Annotated in this window: 15 protein-coding genes; 4 read left to right on the plus strand and 11 right to left on the minus strand. The window is 66.8% G+C overall.

The window, feature by feature from the left end:
* Window positions 1-24: 24 nt before the first annotated feature.
* Window positions 25-999, plus strand: a complete 975-nt coding sequence (gene cysB, locus FSV73_RS15740) for an HTH-type transcriptional regulator CysB (protein ID WP_145008785.1) — start codon at window positions 25-27, stop codon at window positions 997-999.
* 232 nt (window positions 1,000-1,231) lie between these two features.
* Here cysB and FSV73_RS15745 read toward each other — a convergent pair whose 3' ends face one another.
* Complete coding sequence (locus FSV73_RS15745; RefSeq protein WP_145008786.1) at window positions 1,232-2,155, minus strand: LysR family transcriptional regulator; 924 nt, start codon at window positions 2,153-2,155, stop codon at window positions 1,232-1,234.
* 102 nt (window positions 2,156-2,257) lie between these two features.
* On the opposite strand from FSV73_RS15745, the gene araD1 reads away from it, so the two are divergent.
* Together araD1 and FSV73_RS15755 are read left to right on the plus strand one after the other, a co-directional pair.
* On the plus strand, window positions 2,258-3,253 hold the full coding sequence (gene araD1, locus FSV73_RS15750; protein WP_145008787.1) for an AraD1 family protein: 996 nt from the start codon (window positions 2,258-2,260) through the stop codon (window positions 3,251-3,253).
* A 149-nt stretch (window positions 3,254-3,402) separates the two neighbouring features.
* On the plus strand, window positions 3,403-4,980 hold the full coding sequence (locus FSV73_RS15755) for an aldehyde dehydrogenase (NADP(+)) (RefSeq protein ID WP_145008788.1): 1,578 nt from the start codon (window positions 3,403-3,405) through the stop codon (window positions 4,978-4,980).
* Between the two features lie 249 nt (window positions 4,981-5,229).
* Here the strand turns inward: FSV73_RS15755 and FSV73_RS15760 are convergent, their stop codons facing one another.
* The 8 genes from FSV73_RS15760 to FSV73_RS15795 form a co-directional block, all read right to left on the minus strand.
* Entirely contained in the window at window positions 5,230-6,378 is a 1,149-nt protein-coding gene (locus tag FSV73_RS15760; RefSeq protein ID WP_145008789.1) for an aldose epimerase family protein, read from the minus strand.
* A gap of 121 nt (window positions 6,379-6,499) precedes the next feature.
* The gene (locus tag FSV73_RS15765) at window positions 6,500-8,239 is read right to left on the minus strand and encodes an IlvD/Edd family dehydratase (protein ID WP_145008790.1); all 1,740 of its coding nucleotides are present in this window, start codon (window positions 8,237-8,239) and stop codon (window positions 6,500-6,502) included.
* Between the two features lie 82 nt (window positions 8,240-8,321).
* Window positions 8,322-9,290 (minus strand): L-arabinose ABC transporter permease AraH, encoded by a 969-nt coding sequence (gene araH, locus FSV73_RS15770; RefSeq protein WP_145008791.1) that lies wholly within the window; start codon window positions 9,288-9,290, stop codon window positions 8,322-8,324.
* A gap of 37 nt (window positions 9,291-9,327) precedes the next feature.
* The gene (gene araG, locus FSV73_RS15775; RefSeq protein ID WP_145008792.1) at window positions 9,328-10,854 is read right to left on the minus strand and encodes an L-arabinose ABC transporter ATP-binding protein AraG; all 1,527 of its coding nucleotides are present in this window, start codon (window positions 10,852-10,854) and stop codon (window positions 9,328-9,330) included.
* 59 nt (window positions 10,855-10,913) lie between these two features.
* Window positions 10,914-11,918 carry a substrate-binding domain-containing protein gene (locus FSV73_RS15780; RefSeq protein ID WP_145008793.1) on the minus strand — a complete coding sequence of 335 codons (1,005 nt, stop codon included), beginning with the start codon at window positions 11,916-11,918 and terminating at the stop codon, window positions 10,914-10,916.
* 221 nt (window positions 11,919-12,139) lie between these two features.
* Window positions 12,140-13,009: an SMP-30/gluconolactonase/LRE family protein gene (locus FSV73_RS15785; RefSeq protein WP_145008794.1), complete on the minus strand. Its 870-nt coding sequence runs from the start codon at window positions 13,007-13,009 to the stop codon at window positions 12,140-12,142.
* An 82-nt stretch (window positions 13,010-13,091) separates the two neighbouring features.
* A complete protein-coding gene (locus tag FSV73_RS15790; RefSeq protein WP_145008795.1) occupies window positions 13,092-13,778 on the minus strand; it encodes a FadR/GntR family transcriptional regulator in 687 nt (228 codons plus the stop codon).
* A gap of 26 nt (window positions 13,779-13,804) precedes the next feature.
* Entirely contained in the window at window positions 13,805-14,557 is a 753-nt protein-coding gene (locus FSV73_RS15795; protein ID WP_145008796.1) for a FadR/GntR family transcriptional regulator, read from the minus strand.
* A gap of 267 nt (window positions 14,558-14,824) precedes the next feature.
* Between FSV73_RS15795 and FSV73_RS15800 the strand changes: the two genes are divergently transcribed.
* Window positions 14,825-16,135: an MFS transporter gene (locus tag FSV73_RS15800; RefSeq protein ID WP_145008797.1), complete on the plus strand. Its 1,311-nt coding sequence runs from the start codon at window positions 14,825-14,827 to the stop codon at window positions 16,133-16,135.
* Here the strand turns inward: FSV73_RS15800 and FSV73_RS15805 are convergent.
* A complete protein-coding gene (locus FSV73_RS15805; RefSeq protein ID WP_145008798.1) occupies window positions 16,108-17,388 on the minus strand; it encodes an MFS transporter in 1,281 nt (426 codons plus the stop codon). The genes FSV73_RS15800 and FSV73_RS15805 overlap by 28 nt on opposite strands.
* A 60-nt stretch (window positions 17,389-17,448) precedes the next feature.
* Window positions 17,449-18,069, minus strand: coding sequence for a phosphoadenosine phosphosulfate reductase domain-containing protein (locus tag FSV73_RS15810; RefSeq protein WP_017641933.1), 621 nt, complete (start codon window positions 18,067-18,069; stop codon window positions 17,449-17,451).
* Window positions 18,070-18,112 lie beyond the last annotated feature (43 nt).

Raw genomic sequence — 18,112 nt, forward strand, 5'->3', positions numbered from 1 at the left:
GTCAGATAACGCCTAGGAGCCGGCATGAAACTGCAACAGTTGCGATACATCTGGGAAGTCGCCCACCACGATCTGAACGTTTCCGCCACTGCCCAGAGTCTCTATACCTCTCAGCCCGGCATCAGCAAGCAGATCCGCCTGCTCGAGGACGAGCTGGGCGTCGAGGTGTTCGCCCGCAGCGGCAAGCACCTGACCCGGGTGACCCCGGCCGGCGAGCGGATCATCCAGACCGCCGGCGAGATCCTGCGCAAGTGCGAGAGCATCAAGCAGATCGCCCAGGAGTTCTCCAACGAGCGCAAGGGCACCCTGTCCATCGCCACCACTCACACCCAGGCGCGCTACGCGCTGCCGGACGTGATCAGCGAATTCATCAAGCAATACCCGGACGTGGCGCTGCACATGCACCAGGGCTCGCCGACCCAGATCGCCGAGATGGCTGCCGATGGTACCGTCGACTTCGCCATCGCCACCGAGGGCCTGGAACGCTTCAACGACCTGGTGATGATGCCCTGCTACCGCTGGAACCGCTGCGTCATCGTGCCCCAGGGCCACCCCCTGGCCAAGGTCGAGCACCTGACCCTGGAACAGCTGGCGGAGCAGCCGCTGGTGACCTACGTGTTCGGCTTCACCGGCCGTTCCAAGCTCGACGAGGCCTTCGCCCGCCATGGCCTGGAGCCCAACGTGGTGCTGACCGCGGCGGATGCCGACGTCATCAAGACCTATGTGCGCCTGGGCCTGGGCGTGGGCATCGTCGCCGACATGGCGGTGGACCTCAAGGCCGACGCCGACCTGGTCTGCCTGGATGCCAGCCACCTCTTCGAAGCCAGCGTGACCAAGATCGGCCTGCGCCGCGGTACCTTCCTGCGCGGTTTCATGTGCGACTTCATCGGCCGCTTCGCCCCGCACCTGACCCGCGATGTCCTCACCGAAGCCATGCAGACGCCGACCCGCCAGGAGCTGGAGACGCTGTTCCATGGGGTGACGCTGCCGACGTATTGAGGTTTTCCTCTCGCCGAAATCATCGCGGCCGCAGTAGCACGTAGCGTGGAAAACGGCGTAGCCTTTTCCACTGGAGACTGCGCTGAAGGGGACACCCTCACCCCAACCCTCTCCCGAGGGGAGAGGGGGCTATCCGAGCAGGCATTCAGTCACGTCAGCCTCGGCGAAATCGCAACAAGCCGTCGTACAGGAGCGGCCGCATCGGCGGACCGCCATGGCCGCGATAGAGGTTTTACCCCGCCAACCGCCACTGCTCCAGCAACAGCTGCGCCGCGGCCGACAGCCCCGCGCCCTGGCGGACCAGCAATGAATAGGGTTCGTTGCGGGTGCGTTGCGCCACCGGCAGGCGCCTGAGCAAGCCGTGTCTTTCACCGAATTGGGCGATGTCGCTGGGCAGCATGGCGACCTGGTTGGCGTCTTCCTGCAGCAGCCCGAGCAGGGTGAAGGTCGAGGAGGTTTCCACCGGGTAGCGGGGGAACTCCAGGTCCGCCGCGCGGAATTCCCGTTCCAGGGTCAGGCGCATGGGCAGGTTGGCCGGATAGACGATCCAGCGGCTATCAGCCAGGTCGGCCAGGCTGACTGCCGCGGCGTGCGCCAGGGGATGCTGCGGATGACAGACGATCTCCAGCCGTTCCTCGCGTACTTCCAGGCAATCGTAGGCATCCGGCCGGCGGCTGACGCTGCTGCGGCAGATGGCCAGTTCGATGCGGCCGGCGTCGAGCAGGTCGAGCAAGCGGACGCTGGTGTCTTCGATGATCTCGATGCCGAGCTGGGGTTGCGCCGCGCCCAGGCGGGACACCGCGGCGATCAGCCGGGGCACGGCGCCCATGATCACCCCCACCGCCAGGCGTCCCCCTTCGCCCTGGAGGATACCGAGCATCTCCTCGCGCAGATGGGCCAGGTCGCTCTCGATCAGCCGCGCATAGCGGATCACGCAGCGGCCCAGGTCGTTGGGTTGCAGGCCCTGGTGGGTGCGCAGGAAGAGGGTGGCGCCAAGCGTGCTCTCGATCTCGTGCAGCGCCTTGGTGGCGCCGGGCTGGGAGATGGCGATGCGCTCGGCGGCCTTGTGCAGCGAGCCCTCTTCGTCGAGGGCGATCAGCAGGCGCAGTTGGCGCAGCCGCAGGCGGGAGGCGATGGAGCCCAGGGATGGCAGCATGGGAATAACCGTTGGTTATCGCGGGATAGGGAGCTCTCATTAGGCAGGCCCCGTGGCGCCGAGTAAAGTCCGCTCCAGGCGATAACCAACAAGGAGAATGCCATGCACCTGATTCAGTTCGAAGACCAACAGGGCCAGCGCCGCGTCGGCGTGGTCGAGCGCGGTGAGGTCCAGTTGGTCCGCGGCGCCACCAGCACCCGTACCCTGGCGCTGGCGGCCATCCGCGCTGGCGTTTCGCTGGAGTCCCAGGTGCAGTCGCTGGGCCTGGAGCCGGGCCCGGCCTACCGCGAGCTGCTGGCCAGCGGCCGCCTGTTGCCGCCGCTGGATCACGAGGATCCGGCCCACTGCCTGGTCACCGGGACCGGGCTGACCCATCTGGGCAGCGCCGCTACCCGCGACAAGATGCACCAGCAGAACAGCCAGGAAGAGGCCAAGCTGACCGACTCCATGCGCATGTTCAAATGGGGCGTGGAGGGCGGGCGACCCGCAGCGGGTACCGCCGGCGCCCAGCCGGAGTGGTTCTACAAGGGCGATGGCGGCATCCTGGTGCGTCCGGGTGCCGACATCCCGCTGCCCGAATTCGCCGAGGATGCCGGTGAAGAGCCCGAGCTGACCGGTCTCTATGTCATTGGCGACGACGGCCAGCCCTATCGCCTGGGTTACGCGGTGGGCAACGAATTCTCCGACCACGTGATGGAGCGCAAGAACTATCTCTACCTGGCCCATTCCAAGCTACGCTACTGCAGCTTCGGCCCGGCACTGCGCACCGGTGAACTGCCGCGCCATCTGGTGGGCACCAGCCGGATCCGGCGCGGCGGCGAGGTGGTCTGGGAGAAGGAATTCCTGTCTGGCGAAGACAACATGTGCCACAGCCTGGAGAACCTGGAGTTCCACCACTTCAAGTACGCGCAGTTCCTGCGGCCGGGCGATGTCCATGTACATTTCTTCGGCACGGCGACGCTGTCCTTCGCCGATGGCGTGCGCGTCGCGCCGGGCGATCGATTCGAGATCGCGGTACCCGAATTCGGCGAACCCCTGAGCAATGGCGTCAAGGCCACTACGGCGGCCTTCCAGCCCGGGCAGGTCCGGCAGCTCTGATAGTTGTATGATGACTGCTGACTATGCCGGTGCTAGAGTGGGTGTCGCAGATGCCGGTCCGGACGCTCGCCTGCCGAGCGTCCCACCCTTTCGAAGACCCCTAATAGGGCGGTCTTCCCCGAACCCCTAGGTATAAGGAGTCGCGAACAATGCAGATCCAAGGCAAGAACTACATCGGTGGCACTCGCAGTGGCGAGGGTGAGGTGCGGGTCTACAGCATCGACGCCACCACCGGCGAACAGCTGCCCTACGAATTCTTCCAGGCATCCCCGGCCGAGGTCGATGCCGCCGCCCGCGCCGCCGAGCAGGCTGCGCCGCTGTACCGCAAGCTGAGCGCCGAAAAACGCGCCACCTTCCTCGACGCCATCGCCGACGAGCTGGATGCCCTGGGCGACGACTTCGTCCAGCTGGTCTGCCAGGAAACCGCGCTGCCGGCTGGCCGGATCCAGGGTGAGCGCGGCCGTACCAGCGGCCAGATGCGCCTGTTCGCCAAGGTGCTGCGCCGTGGAGACTTCCACGGGGCGCGCATCGATACCGCGCTGCCCGAGCGCAAGCCGCTGCCGCGTCCCGACCTGCGTCAGTACCGCATCGGCCTGGGTCCGGTCGCGGTGTTCGGTGCCAGCAACTTCCCGCTGGCCTTCTCCACCGCCGGTGGCGACACCGCCGCGGCGCTGGCCGCCGGTTGCCCGGTGGTGTTCAAGGCCCACAGCGGCCACATGGTCACCGCCGAATACGTGGCCGACGCGGTGATCCGCGCCGCCGAGAAGACCGGCATGCCCAAGGGCGTGTTCAACATGATCTATGGCGGTGGCGTCGGTGAGCAGCTGGTCAAGCACCCGGCCATCCAGGCGGTGGGCTTCACCGGCTCGCTGCGCGGCGGTCGCGCCCTGTGCGACATGGCCGCGGCCCGTCCGCAGCCCATCCCGGTGTTCGCTGAGATGTCCAGCATCAACCCGGTGGTGGTCCTGCCCGAGGCGCTGAAGGCCCGTGGCGACGCCATCACCGGCGAACTCGCGGCCTCCGTGGTCCTGGGTTGCGGCCAGTTCTGCACCAATCCGGGCCTGGTCATCGGCCTGCGTTCGCCCGAGTTCAGTGCCTTCCTCGAGCGCCTGGCGCGGGCCATGAACGAGCAGGGTCCGCAGACCATGCTCAACCCCGGGACCCTGAAGAGCTACGAGAAGGGCGTCGCGGGGCTGCTGGCCCATTCCGGCGTGCAACACCTGGCGGGTGCCAACCAGGAAGGCAACCAGGCGCGTCCGCAGTTGTTCAAGGCTGACGTGAGTCTGCTGCTGGAAAACGACGAGCTGCTGCAGGAAGAGGTCTTCGGCCCCACCACCGTGGTGGTCGAGGTGGCCGACGAAGCCCAGCTGCACCAGGCGCTGCAAGGCCTGCACGGCCAGCTGACCGCGACCCTGCTGGCCGAGCCGGCCGATCTGCAACGCTTCGAGGCCATCATCGGCCTGCTGGAGCAGAAGGCCGGGCGCCTGTTGCTCAACGGCTATCCCACTGGCGTGGAAGTCTGCGACGCCATGGTCCACGGCGGTCCCTATCCGGCGACCTCCGACGCCCGCGGCACCTCGGTCGGTACCCTGGCCATCGACCGCTTCCTGCGCCCGGTGTGCTACCAGAACTACCCGGACGCCTTCCTCCCGGAAGCCCTGCAGAACGCCAACCCGCTGGGTATCCAGCGCCTGGTGAACGGCGAGAACACCAAGGCCGCGATCTGATCGCGCTGCCTTGAGGTGGTGAAAGACCCGGCGTCGTGAGGCGCCGGGTCTTTTATTGGGTGGTGGATGGGGAGGATGGGAGGCCAGTGGAAAAGGCTGCGCCGTTTTCCACGCTACTGAAGAGCTAAGAGCGCGTACCGGAACAACCCCCTCTCCCTCTGGGAGAGGGCTGGGGTGAGGGAACCGCCATGCACCCGTCCAAAAGAAAGGCCGCTCCCGAGAGCGGCCTTGCTTGCACTAGAAGCAGCCCTACTTGGCGGCGAACTTGAAGATCGTCGTCTGGGTGTAGGTCTGGCCGGGGTCCAGGCGGGTGGTGGGGAAGTTCGGCTGGTTGGGGGCGTCCGGGTAGTGCTGGGTTTCCAGGGTGAAGGCGCCCCAGTGGCCGTAGGTCTTGCCGGCCTTGCCCTTGATGTTTCCTTCCAGGAAGTTGCCGGTATAGAACTGCACGCCGGGCTCGGTGGTGTAGAGGGTCAGGGTGCGTCCCGAGGCCGGATCGCTCACCACGGCGGCGGCCTTCTGCAGGTCGCCAGCGGTGTTGAGCACCCAGTTGAAGTCATAGCCACCCTGCTTGGGTTCGGCGAATTTCAGCTGCTGGTTGTCGTCGGCGATGTGCTTGCCGATGGCGGTCGGCTTGCGGAAGTCAAGCGGGGTGCCGGCCACCGGGGGCAGTTCGCCGGTGGGGATCAGCTTGGCGGTCACCGGGGTGTAGGTGTCGGCGTTGAGCATCGCCACCTGCTTGAGCACGGTGCCGCTGCCGGCGCCGGCCAGGTTGAAGTAGCTGTGGTTGGTCAGGTTGAGCACCGTCGGCTTGTCGGTGGTGGCGCGGTACTTCAGGGTCAGCTGGTTGTGTTCGTCCAACTGGTAGGTCACCTGGGTGGTGAGGGTGCCGGGAAAGCCCATCTCGCCATCGGGAGAGACATAGCTCAGGGTCACGCCGACCCAGCCGTCGCCTTTGGCCGGCTCGGCCTTCCACACCTTGGTGTTGAAGCCCTGGGGCCCGCCGTGCAGGGCGTTGGTCTTGTCGTTCTGCGGGATCTGGTAGCTCTTGCCGTCGAGGCTGAAGCGGCCCTCGGCGATGCGGTTGCCGAAGCGGCCGATGGTGGCGCCAAAGAACACCGTGGGGTTGTCGAGATAGCCCTGGACGTCGTCGAAGCCCAGTACCACGTCTTCGCCGTGGCCCTTGCGGTCGGGCACCTTGAGCGCCTGCAGCACGCCGCCGTAGGTGATAACGGTGGCCTGCATGCCGTGGCTGTTGGTGAGGACGTATTTCTCGATGGGCGTGCCGTCGGGCAGCTTGCCAAAGCTCGACTGCTGGCTGCTGAGGCCGGCTGCCTGGGCGGTGAGGGTGCTGATCATGAGTGACAGTCCAAGTCCGGTAAGGGCTAACGTGCGTTTCATCTCGACCACCTTTTCGGTTTGTTGTTGTGCAGGGGTGGGTCAGGCGACCCGGGAGCCGGAGGAGGGGCGGTGAAGCCCCTCACCCCAACCCTCTCCCGGAGGGAGAGGGAGTAGACGCCGATCAGTGCGAGTGGCGGGGTACCTCGGCGCCGCGGCAGCCGACCAGGAAGTCGAAGTCGCAGCCTTCGTCGGCCTGGAGGACATGGTTGACGTAGAGGCGGCGATAACCGCCGGCCAGCAGCTGATCGGCCGGCGGTTGCCAGTCGGCCAGGCGCGCGGCCAGTTCCTCGTCGGGGATGTCCAGGTGCAGGCGGCCCGAGGCGCAGTCCAGTTCGATCATGTCGCCTTCGCGGACCACCGCCAGCGGGCCACCGGCCGAGGCCTCGGGTGCCACGTGCAGCACCACGGTGCCATAGGCGGTGCCGCTCATGCGGGCGTCGGAGATGCGCACCATGTCGGTGATGCCCTTGGCCAGCAGCTTGGGCGGCAGGCCCATGTTGCCCACCTCGGCCATGCCCGGATAACCCTTGGGTCCGCAGTTCTTCAGCACCATCACGCAGGTCTCGTCGATGTCCAGGTCCGGGTCGACGATGCGGGCCTTGTAGTCTTCCAGATTCTCGAACACCACCGCGCGACCGCGATGCTGCATCAGCGCCGCCGTGGCCGCGGAGGGCTTGAGTACCGCGCCCTTGGGCGCCAGGTTGCCGCGCAGCACGCAGATGCCACCGTCGGCGCGCAGGGGGTTGTCCAGGGCGCGGATGACCTCGTCGTCACCGTAGATGGGCGCCTCGGCGCAGTTGGCCCAGATACTCTTGCCGTTGGCGGTCAGGGCCTCGGGGTGTGGCAGCAGCTTGGCCTCGCCCATCCGCCTGATCACCGCCGGCAGGCCGCCGGCATAGTAGAACTCTTCCATCAGGAAGCGCCCGGAAGGCTGCAGGTCGACGAGGGTGGGGGTGCCGCGGCCGACCCGGGTCCAGTCGTCCAACTCCAGGTCCACGCCGATGCGTCCGGCGATGGCCTTGAGGTGGATCACCGCGTTGGTGGAACCGCCGATGGCGGCGTTGACGCGGATGGCGTTCTCGAAGGCCTCCTTGGTGAGGATCTTCGACAGCCGCAGGTCTTCCTCCACCATCTCAACGATGCGCATGCCGGACAGGTGGGCCAGTACGTAGCGGCGCGAATCCACCGCCGGGATGGCGGCGTTGTGCGGCAGCGAGGTGCCCAGGGCTTCGGCCATGCAGGCCATGGTGGAGGCGGTGCCCATGGTGTTGCAGGTCCCGGCCGAACGCGACATCCCGGCCTCGGCGGAGAGGAATTCGTTGAGGTCGATGGCGCCCGCCTTGTAGGCCTCGTGCATCTGCCAGACGATGGTGCCGGCGCCGATGTCGCGGCCGTGGTGCTTGCCGTTGAGCATGGGGCCACCGGTGACGACGATGGCCGGCACGTCGCAGCTGGCGGCGCCCATCAGCAGCGCCGGCGTGGTCTTGTCGCAGCCGGTGAGCAGCACCACGGCGTCCACCGGGTTGCCGCGGATGGCTTCTTCGACGTCCATGCTGGCCAGGTTGCGGGTCAGCATGGCGGTGGGCCTGAGGTTGGACTCGCCGTTGGAGAACACCGGGAATTCCACCGGGAAGCCACCGGCTTCGTAGATGCCGCGCTTGACGTGCTCGGCGATCTTGCGGAAGTGGGCGTTGCAGGGGGTCAGCTCGGACCAGGTGTTGCAGATGCCGATGACCGGCTTGCCCTGGAATTCATGGTCCGGGATGCCCTGGTTCTTCATCCAGCTGCGGTACATGAAGCCGTTCTTGTCGTTGCTGCCAAACCACTGGGCGGAGCGGAGCGGGCGTCTGGGCGTGGTCATTGTTTGGTCCTCGGGCATTTCACGGGCAAAGCGGTCCCCGGCACGGCGCGCCTGGCGCCGCGGGGGAGGGCAGAGTCTGGGTTTAGCGCTGCTTGAAGCGGTCGATCACCACCGCCAGCAGCAGGATGGTTCCGCGGATGACGTACTGGTAGAAGGTGTCGATGTTCTTCAGGTTCATGGCGTTCTCGATGATCGCCAGGATCAGCACGCCGGCGATCACGTGGCGGATCATGCCGATGCCGCCGGCCAGGGAGACCCCGCCCAGCACGCAGGCGGAGATCACCGTCAGTTCGAAGCCCTGGCCGATCATCGGCTGGCCGGAGGTCATGCGCGAGGCCAGCACCACGCCGGCCAGGGCGCCGATGACCCCGTGCATGGCGAAGATGACGATCTTGGTGCGGTCGACGTGGACGCCGGCCAGCAGCGCCGCTTCCTCGTTGCCGCCGATGGCCATGGTGTTGCGGCCGAAGGTGGTGTAGTTGAGCAGCCAGCCGAAGAACAGGATGCACAGCAGGGTGATGACGATGGGTACCGGCAGGCCGAACAGCTGGCCGTTGCCGAACACGAAGAACTGCTCCTGGGAGACGCCCACGGCCTTGCCGTCGGAGAAGATGTAGCCCAGGCCGCGCACGATCTGCATGGTCGCGAGCGTGGTGATCAGGGCGTTGATCTTCAGCTTGGCGATCACCAGGCCGTTGATCAGGCCCACCACCAGGCCCATGGCCAGGGCGGCGGCGACGCCGAGGAAGACGCTGTCGAAGTCGCGCATCACCACCGCCGCCACGACGCCGGCGCAGGCGATGACCGAGCCCACCGAGAGGTCGAAGTGGCCGGACGCCAGGCAGAACAGCATGGTGCAGGCGGCGATCCCTACGGTGGAGATCGCCAGGCCCAGGCCGCGCATGTTCAGCGGCGAGAGGAAGTTCTGCACGAACAGCGCGCAGAGGACGAAGATGACCACGGCGGCCAGCATCATGGCCCAGTCGTCGAGGAAGCGCCGGCTGTCGAAGCCGCGGCGCGGTGGGGTCAGGCTGTGGGGTTGGGCGGACATGGACTGGACCTCTGTTCTTGTCTTGTTGGCAGGCCGTTCAGGCACGGGTACGGGGCAGGGCGAGCTGCAGCAGGCGCTCGTCGTTGAAGTCGGCGCGGGCCACCTCGCCGGTGATGGCGCCTTCGCTCATCACCAGGATGCGGTCGGCCACGCCCATGACTTCCATCAGGTCGCTGGACACCACCACCACGGCGATGCCGCGGGCGGCGAGGTCGTGGATGATGGCGTAGATCTCCGACTTGGCGCCCACGTCGATGCCGCGGGTGGGTTCGTCGAGCAGCAGCACCTGCATCGGCATCGACAGCCAGCGCCCGAGGATGGCCTTCTGCTGGTTGCCGCCGGAGAGATTCTTGATCTTCTGCCCGGCGTGGGGCGTCTTCACGTTCAGCGCACGAATCTGCTTCTCGGCGTTGGCCTTTTCCCAGCGCCCCTGGATCAGGCAGCCGAGGCTGGCGTGGTGGGCGCGGGCGCTAATGTTGATGTTCTCGGCCACGCTGGCCAGGGGCACGATACCTTCCTTCTTGCGATCTTCCGGGCAGAGCAGGATGCCGGCGGCGATGGCGTCACGCGGCGACCTGAGGCTGACCGGGGCGCCCTTGAGACTCAGGCTGCCGGCCTTGTGCTTTTCCAGCCCCGCCAGCAGGCGCAAGAGCTCGGTGCGACCGGCACCGACCAGGCCGAACAGGCCGAGAATCTCGCCCTGGCACACCTCGAAGCCCACCGGCTGCTGCAGGCCCTGGCCGAGCAGGCCCTCGACCTTGAGGCAGCCGCCACCGATCGCGCGCGGGCGGTAGTCGTAGATGTCGGCGAGATCCCGGCCGACCATCAGGGTGATCAGCTGGTCGGGGGTGATGTCGGCCAGGCGCTCGATGGTGCGCACGTGGCGGCCGTCCTTGAACACCGTGACCGCGTCGCAGATGCGGAAGACTTCTTCCATGCGGTGGGAGACATAGAGCACCACCCGGCCTTCGTCGCGCAGCCGGGCGATGATGGTCATCAGCCGATCGGTCTCGCGGGCGGACAGCGAGCTGGTCGGCTCGTCGAAGGCGATGACGCGGGCGCCCCGGGAGAGCGCCTTGGCGATCTCCACCAGCTGGCGCTGGCCGAGCGACAGGCGCCCGACCTTGGTATGGGGGTCGATCTCTTCGGCCAGGCCCTTGAGCAGGTCCAGCGCCTGGCGGCGCAGGTGGCCGCGATTGACGATGCCGTAGCGGGCCGGCAGGTGGCCGAGAAAGAGGTTTTCGGCGACGGTCATTTCCGGCACCAGCTGCAATTCCTGCTGGATGACGGCGACGCCGGCGCGAATGGCTTCGGCGGTGCTCTTGAACACCAGTTCCTGGCCATCGACGTTGAGGTGGCCGGTGGTGGGGGCGTGGTAGCCGCTGAGGATCTTCAGCAGGGTCGACTTGCCCGCGCCGTTCTCGCCCATGAGGGCATGGACCGAGCCGGGACGCACGTCGAAGGAGATGTCGGCGAGCGCCTTGACGCCCGGGAAGGTCTTGCCGATGCCGACGAAGCCGAGGCGGTCGGCGCTGCGTGCGGTGGTGTGTTCCAGGGCTGCCATGGGGCACTCCTGTCAGAAAGAAGAGGGCGGCGGCGCCAGGACCGGCGCCGCCGGGGTCATCACTTCCAGAGGCCGATCTTTTCCAGCTCTTGCTGGAAGTTGGCGCGGGTGATGAGGGTGACCTTGTCCATCGCGGTGTACTTGGGCGGTTCCTTACCGGTGGTGACCCACTCGTACATCATGCTGGCGGTCTGGTAGCCCTCTTCGTGGGGGCTGGGCAGCATGGAGCCGAAGAAGCCGCTGTTGGGTTTCTTCAGTTCGCCGATGGCATCGGTGCCGTTGATGCCGATGCCGATCACCTGCTCGGCCTTGAAGCCGGCGCTTTCGGTGGCGCGGACGCCGCCCAGCACGGTGTTGTCGTTCATGCCGCCGATGATCAGGTGCTTGGCTGCCGAGGGCAGCTTGACCAGGGCCGAGTTGGTGGCATCCATGCTGCCGGGCACGTCCAGGGTCTTCTGCGGCGCGAAGACGATGTGGTCGGCGGGCAGGCCGGCCTTCTTCAGAGCCTCCACCGAGCCGTCGGTGCGCTTCTTGCCGGTGTCCAGCTCGTTGTAGGTATTGATCACCGCATAGGTGTCATCCCACTTCCAGCCCCGCTTCTCGGCTTCGGCGGCCATGGCGGCGCCCTGTTGCTGGCCCACTTCGAAGGCCGCCATGCCCAGGTAGGGCACGTCTTCCATGAACTTGCCCTTGGCATCGACGAAGCGGTCGTCCACCGCCATCACCTTGAGGTCGTTGAGCTTGGCCTTGGCGACGATGGCCGGGCCGAGGGAGACGTCGGGCGGGCAGATGACGAAGCCCTTGGCGCCGTTGGCGGCCAGGCTGTCGATGGCGGCGAGCGTTTTTTCACCGTCGGGTACGGCGATCTTGAGCAGGGTGAAGCCCTTGTCCTTGGCCGCCTTCTCGGCGAAGGCCCACTCGGTCTGGAACCAGGGTTCCTCGGGTTGCTTGACCAGGAAACCGATCTTGACCGGATCGGCGGCGAAGGCGGATAGCGACAGGCTGACGGCACCGGCAGCGAGGGCGGCGCGCAGCAGGGAACGAACTCCCGGGACACGGAACATAGCTGGAACTCCTTGTTTTTATTGGTGTGGCCAGGCAATGCGAGGCGGCGGATCGTCGTCAGTGGAGGTCAGACAACGCCGCTGTCCATTGATAGTATGATTGGAAGGAGGCGGGCGCAAGGAAAAGGTGACGAAGTTTTGCGGCGCTCTGTCACCACTCCGTTACAAAGGGCCTTGCGCCCGGAAGGGCCGCCGCGCGGCCCCCGGATCGGTAGGATGAATCAGCCGGCGAAGCGGTGGCAGGGCATGCCGGAAACCGGCGCGGTCGCCTGCAGGATGGCGCCGTCGAGGGCGCCGTCGGCGGCCGCGCTGGTGACGAACAGGGTGCGCAGGTCCGGGCCACCGAAGACGCAGCTGGTGGGGCGCTGGACCGGCAGCTCGACGATCTCCAGCAGGTCGCCCTCCGGCGCGAAGCGCAACAGGCAGTTGCCATCCCAGCGCGCGTTCCACACGCAGCCTTCGCTGTCGATGGCCGAGCCGTCCGGCGAGCCGCGTTCGTGGGGGCCGGCCCAGACCACGGGTTCGCCGAGGTTGCCGGCGGCATCCAGCGGATAGCGATAGAGGGTGTCCTTCAGGGTATCGGCGCTGATCACATGGTTTTCCGCCGCGCTCCACACCAGGGTATTGGCGATGCCCAGATTGCTGGCGTGGCGGGTGACGCTGCCGTCCGGATCGATGCGGAACAGGCCGCCCGAGTGCCGGTCGATGGCGACGTCGCCACCCTGGGCATCGAGGTTGTTCTGCATGGTCCCCAGCCACAGCCGGCCGCGGGCATCGCAGCGGGCTTCGTTGCCACGATTGCCCGGGTCCGGGTCGGCGACGCAGAACAGCTTCAGGGCCGGGCGGTCGGCAGGGGAGTCGAGGTCCAGGCGGAAGACACCATCCGGCAGGGTCACCAGGGCGTCACCGCGGACCGTGGGCACGAAGGCCGAGCAGGGGCGATCCAGTTGCCATTCCTGGTAGCGCTCGCCATGCAGGCGGCAGGCCTTGAAGCCGGCGATGTCGACCCAGTAGAGCGCCTTGGTCTGTTGATCCCAGAAGGGGCCCTCGGCCAGCTTGAAGCGCTGGGGAAGCAGCGGCTGCCAATCCATCGTTCACCTCTCTTGTTGTGGCAGGACGGGAATTCCAGGCATAGGAACCTGGCAGGACGGGGAGGTTACGCGGGCGGGGATGTCAGTCGGCGTAGCGCGCCAGGGTCACGGCGGCGCTGTCGATGAGCATCATGCAGGCCCAGACGGCGCGGGCGGCGTCGCGGGAGGCGATGCCGTCGGCGAGGGTCTTGTGCAGGGGGAGGGTCCGCCGCAACTCGTCGGGATCGGCCGACGACAGGGTGAAGGAGGCGGCCAGCAGGGCGCCCAGGGCGGGCACCATCTGCTCGATGAACTGATTGTGGCTGGCGGCCAGCACGCACTCGTGGAAGCGCTGGTCGGCGGTATTGTAGTCGCCGCCGTTGAGCGACGCCTCCAGGTGCTGGTAGGCGACCTGGATCGCCTGGACCTGCTCGGGGGTGGCCCTTTCGCAGGCCCAGCGCACGGCAGCCGGCTCAATGGCGTGGCGCAGGTCGAGCAGGTCCTTGACGAAGTGGGCGGGCAGGCCGCCGGTGGCCAGCCAGCCCACCACCTGGGTGTCGAAGAGATTCCAGCGGCTGAGCGGCAGCACCCGGGTGCCGACCTTGGGGCCGACTTCCAGCATGCCCTTGGCTGCCAGGGTCTTGATCGCCTCGCGCAGGATGGTCCGGCTGACGCCCAGCTCCTGGCAGAGATCGGCTTCGACCTTGAGTGAGCTACCGGGGGGAAACTGGCCAGCGGCGAGGCGCTGGCCGAGCTGTTCTACGGTGGAGGCATGGTAGCTGCTGGACATGGAGGCATACCGCGACGGGGTTTGCCTCAATGATCATACGAAACGTCGCGCTCGGACAAGGGTTCCGTCCGGAAGGCCTCGGTGATCATGTCGTCTACACCGGCCAGCTGGGCGATGGACGCATGGCGGGCGCTGAGCGGGTCGCGGTGCTGGATCGCGGTGAGGATCGCCTTGTGCCGCGATACCAGCAACCCCAGCCCTTCGCCCGGGAACAGCGCCGAGGAGCGTTCCAGGTAGTCGCGTACCGGCAACAGCATGATGCTGTAGAGGTGGGTCAGCAACTCGTTGTGGGTGGCGTTGGCGATGGACAGGTGGAAGGCCATGTCCGGCTCGGCCATGGTCGCGATGTCTTCCGAGCGCTCCATCCGCAGGTAGGCTTCCTCGATCGCGGTCACGTCGTCGGGGCGGGCATTGGCCGCGGCCATGGCCGCGATCTCCGGCTCGATGATGTTGCGCACCTTGACCAGCGTCTCGTAGAAGGTGTGCCGGGAATCGCTCTGCAACAGCCAGTGCAGGACGTCGGGATCGAGCAGATGCCACTCGCTACGCGGCTTGACCACCGTCCCGACCTTGGGCTTGGACCTGACCAGGCCCTTGGCGACCAGTACCCGCGTCGCCTCGCGCAGGACGGGGCGACTCACCTCGTAGTCTTCGCACAGTTGCGCCTCGGGGGGCAGGCGCTGTTCGGGCAAGAAGTGCCCGGACACGATCTGCGTCCCGAGCTCGTGGACGATGCGAGCATGTCTGCTTTTGCGCGGCAGCGGTGTCTTGTAATTCATCGAAAGGCATCCGAGTCGTCGTGCCATCACTATAACACTGTCAGTGCGATAACCATCGTAATGACGGGCTCGACGGCTCTGGAATCGGGATCAGCGGAAATCAAGATATATGATTTCTCACTTCGTATCTTTATTTTAATAGTACCAAAATAGCTATAGAAGGCGATAGGTGGCTATTTATGGCTATTTAACGATTCAATGATATTACGTTAGACTTTTGCCTGATTTGCGCTCCAGCCGCACAAAAACAACAAGTCGGAGAACGCCATGAACCCCGAATCCGCCCTCATCCGCCGGATCACTTTCAAGCTCGTCCCCTTTCTCGTACTGCTCTATCTCGTGGCCTACATCGACCGCTCCGCGGTGGGTTTCGCCAAGCTGCACATGGGCGCCGACGTCGGCATCGGCGACGCCGCCTATGGTCTTGGCGCTGGGCTGTTCTTCATCGGTTATTTCCTCTTCGAGGTGCCCAGCAACCTGCTGCTGGAACGCTTCGGCGCGCGCCGCTGGTTCGCCCGCATCCTGGTGACCTGGGGCGCCATCACCATGGGCATGGCCCTGGTCCAGGGACCTAACAGCTTCTACGTCATGCGCTTCCTGCTGGGGGTGGCCGAGGCCGGCTTCTTCCCCGGGGTGCTCTACTACCTCACCCAGTGGTTCCCGGTGCGCCATCGCGGCAAGATCATGGGGCTGTTCATCCTTTCCCAACCCATCGCCATGCTGGTGACGGGGCCGCTATCGGGCCTGTTGCTGCAGCTGGATGGCACCCTTGGCCTGCATGGCTGGCAGTGGCTGTTCCTCTGCATCGGCGCGCCGGCGGTGCTGCTGGCCTGGCCGACCCTGACCCGGCTGCCGGACGGGCCCCGGCAGGTCGCCTGGCTGGACGCCGAGGAAAAGCGCTGGCTGGCCACGGAGCTGGAAAAGGACCTGCACCTCTTCGACCAGACCCGCCATGGCAACCCCCTGCATGCGCTCAAGGATCACCGGGTGCTGCTGCTGGCGCTGTTCTACCTGCCGGTGACCCTGAGCATCTATGGCCTGGGGCTGTGGCTGCCGACGCTGATCCACCAGTTCGGCGGCAGCGACCTGAGTACCGGCTTCATTTCCGCCATTCCCTATGCCTTCGGCATCCTCGGCCTGCTCATCGTGCCGCGCAGTTCGGATCGCCTGGGTGATCGTTATGGGCACCTGGCGGTGCTCTATGCGGTGGGCGCCCTGGCCATGGCGGGCAGTGCCTGGTTCGGCACCGCCGTGCTGCAACTGGCGGCGCTGTCGGTCGTGGCCTTCTGCCTGTTTTCCCTCACCGCGCTGTTCTGGACCCTGCCCGGGCGCTTCTTCGCTGGGGCCAGCGCCGCGGCGGGCATCGCCCTGATCAACTCGGTGGGCAACCTGGGCGGCTATCTCGGCCCCTATGGCATAGGGGCGCTCAAGGCAGCCACCGGCACCCTGGCCTCGGGCCTCTATCTGCTGGCCGGGGTGCTGCTGTTCGGTCTGTTGCTCACCGGGGTGGTCTACCGCCAGCTGGAACGCAAGCACCGCCGCGAAGAGGTCTACGTCGCGGAGCGCTCCGCCGGCTGACGCCCCGGACAGGTCTCGGCGGCGAACCAGGCGGCGCCGAGGCAGACCAGGTTGGCCACCAGCAGGTAGACGGCTGGCGCCATGCGATCCCCGGTGGCGCCGAGCAGCCAGGTCACCACGATCTGGGCGGTGCCACCGAAGGCTGCGACGCCGACCGCATAGACCAGCGAGAAGCCGGTGGCCCGCACCCGTTGCGGGAAGCTCTCCACCAGCAGCACGATCAGCGCGGCGCCACTCATGCCGTGCAGGCCGGAGAGCACCGCCAGGGTCAGCAGGAAGGTGCCCGGGCCGGGCGCCTGGGTGATGAGTTCCAGCGCCGGATAGAGCAGCACCAGCAACAGCAGGCGCGGCAGGATCAGGATGATGCGCCGGCCATAGCGATCGCTGAGGATGCCGCCGAGGATCGAGCAGACCGCCATGGCCGCGCCCATCACCAGGGTGGCGAGCATGGCGATGCCGGTGGGCAGCTTGAGCTCCACCAGGGCGAAGGTGGTCATGTAGTTGAGGAAATACTGGGTGATGGTGCTGCCGGAGAGGATCAACAGCCCCAGCAGCAGCGGTCGGCGCTGGGTGGTCAGCACCTCGTGCAGTACCGCGCCGGTACCCCGCGTCTCACCCGCATGGGTATCCACCAGGCCGCGGCGGATGTAGAGGCCGATGGGCAGGATCGCCAGGCCGAGCAGGAAGGGCAGGCGCCAGCCCCAGGCCAGCAGTTGCTCCGGTGTCAGCCAGAGGGTCAGGCCATAGCCGATCAGCCCGGCCGCCACCGCGGCCAGGCCCTGGGCCACCACCTGCCAGCAGGCGTAGGTGCCGCGCTGGTGCAGCGGCGCCGCTTCGAGGATGTAGGTGGTCGCCGGCCCCGCCTCGCCACCCCAGGCCAGGCCCTGCAGCAGGCGCGTCAGCACCAGCAGGATGGGTGCGGCCATGCCGATCTGGTCGTAGCCCGGCAGCACGGCGATGCCACCGGTGCCCAGGGCCATCAGCACCATGGTCAGCAGCATGGCCGGCTTGCGCCCGACGCGATCGGCCCAGGCGCCGATGAGGATGGCACCGAGTGGCCGGACGACGAAGCCGACGCCGAAGGTGATGACGCTGGCCATCAGGCTGGCGAAGGCATTCGTCGACGGAAAGAACACCTGGCCGATGAGCACGGCGAAGGTGGCGTAGACGCCGAAGTCGAAGAATTCCACGGCGTTGCCGAGCACCACGGCGAAGACGCCCTTGCGGGAGTGGGTAGGGCGGGAAGCGGTCATGGGCGGCAGTTCAGCAGAGCAGGGCGCGCGCCCGGGGCCGGGCGCGCGAAAGGCACGGACTCAGTGGGCGAGGTGCAGGCCGCACTCGCGGTTCTCGTCACCCTTGGTGGGGTCGAAGTAGTCGAACTCGTTGGGCAGGTCGTGGGCGGTGAGGTACTGGTACAGATCCTTGGAGGTCCAGTGCAGCAGCGGCGCCACCTTGATCAGGCCGTCCGGGTTGACGCTGACCGGATCCATCTGGGCGCGCACGGCGGTGTCGGTGGCGCGCAGGGCGGTGAACCAGACCTCGGGCGCGGTCTCGCGCAGGGCCCGGGCGAAGGGTTCCAGCTTGACCTCTTCGGTGAAGGCGGCGTGGCGCGGATCGTCCAGCCCCGGCACCGGGCCGTCGATGGCCTCGCGGTGGGCGCGCGAGCGCTTGGGCAGGTAGGTCACCAGGTTGAGATTCAGCTTGCGTACGATCTCGTCGGCGCAGCGGTAGGTGGCGGGGGTGTTGTAGCCACTGTCCATCCAGACCACCGGGATGTCCGGCTTGACCTGGCTGACCAGGTGCAGGATCACCGCCTCGAAGGGACGGAAGTTGGTGGTGACGATGGCGCTTTTACCCAGCCCCAGGGCCCAGGCGACGAGCTTTTCGGGGTCGCGGCCGAGGTCGGCGTTGATGCGGGCGAGATCGAGAGACATGGCGGGCTCCAGCCAGGGAGAAGATGACGCCATGGTAGCAAAG

Origin of the sequence: Pseudomonas oryzihabitans, assembly GCF_007665395.1 — a bacterium.
Classification (GTDB): Bacteria; Pseudomonadota; Gammaproteobacteria; order Pseudomonadales; family Pseudomonadaceae; genus Chryseomonas; species Chryseomonas psychrotolerans_C.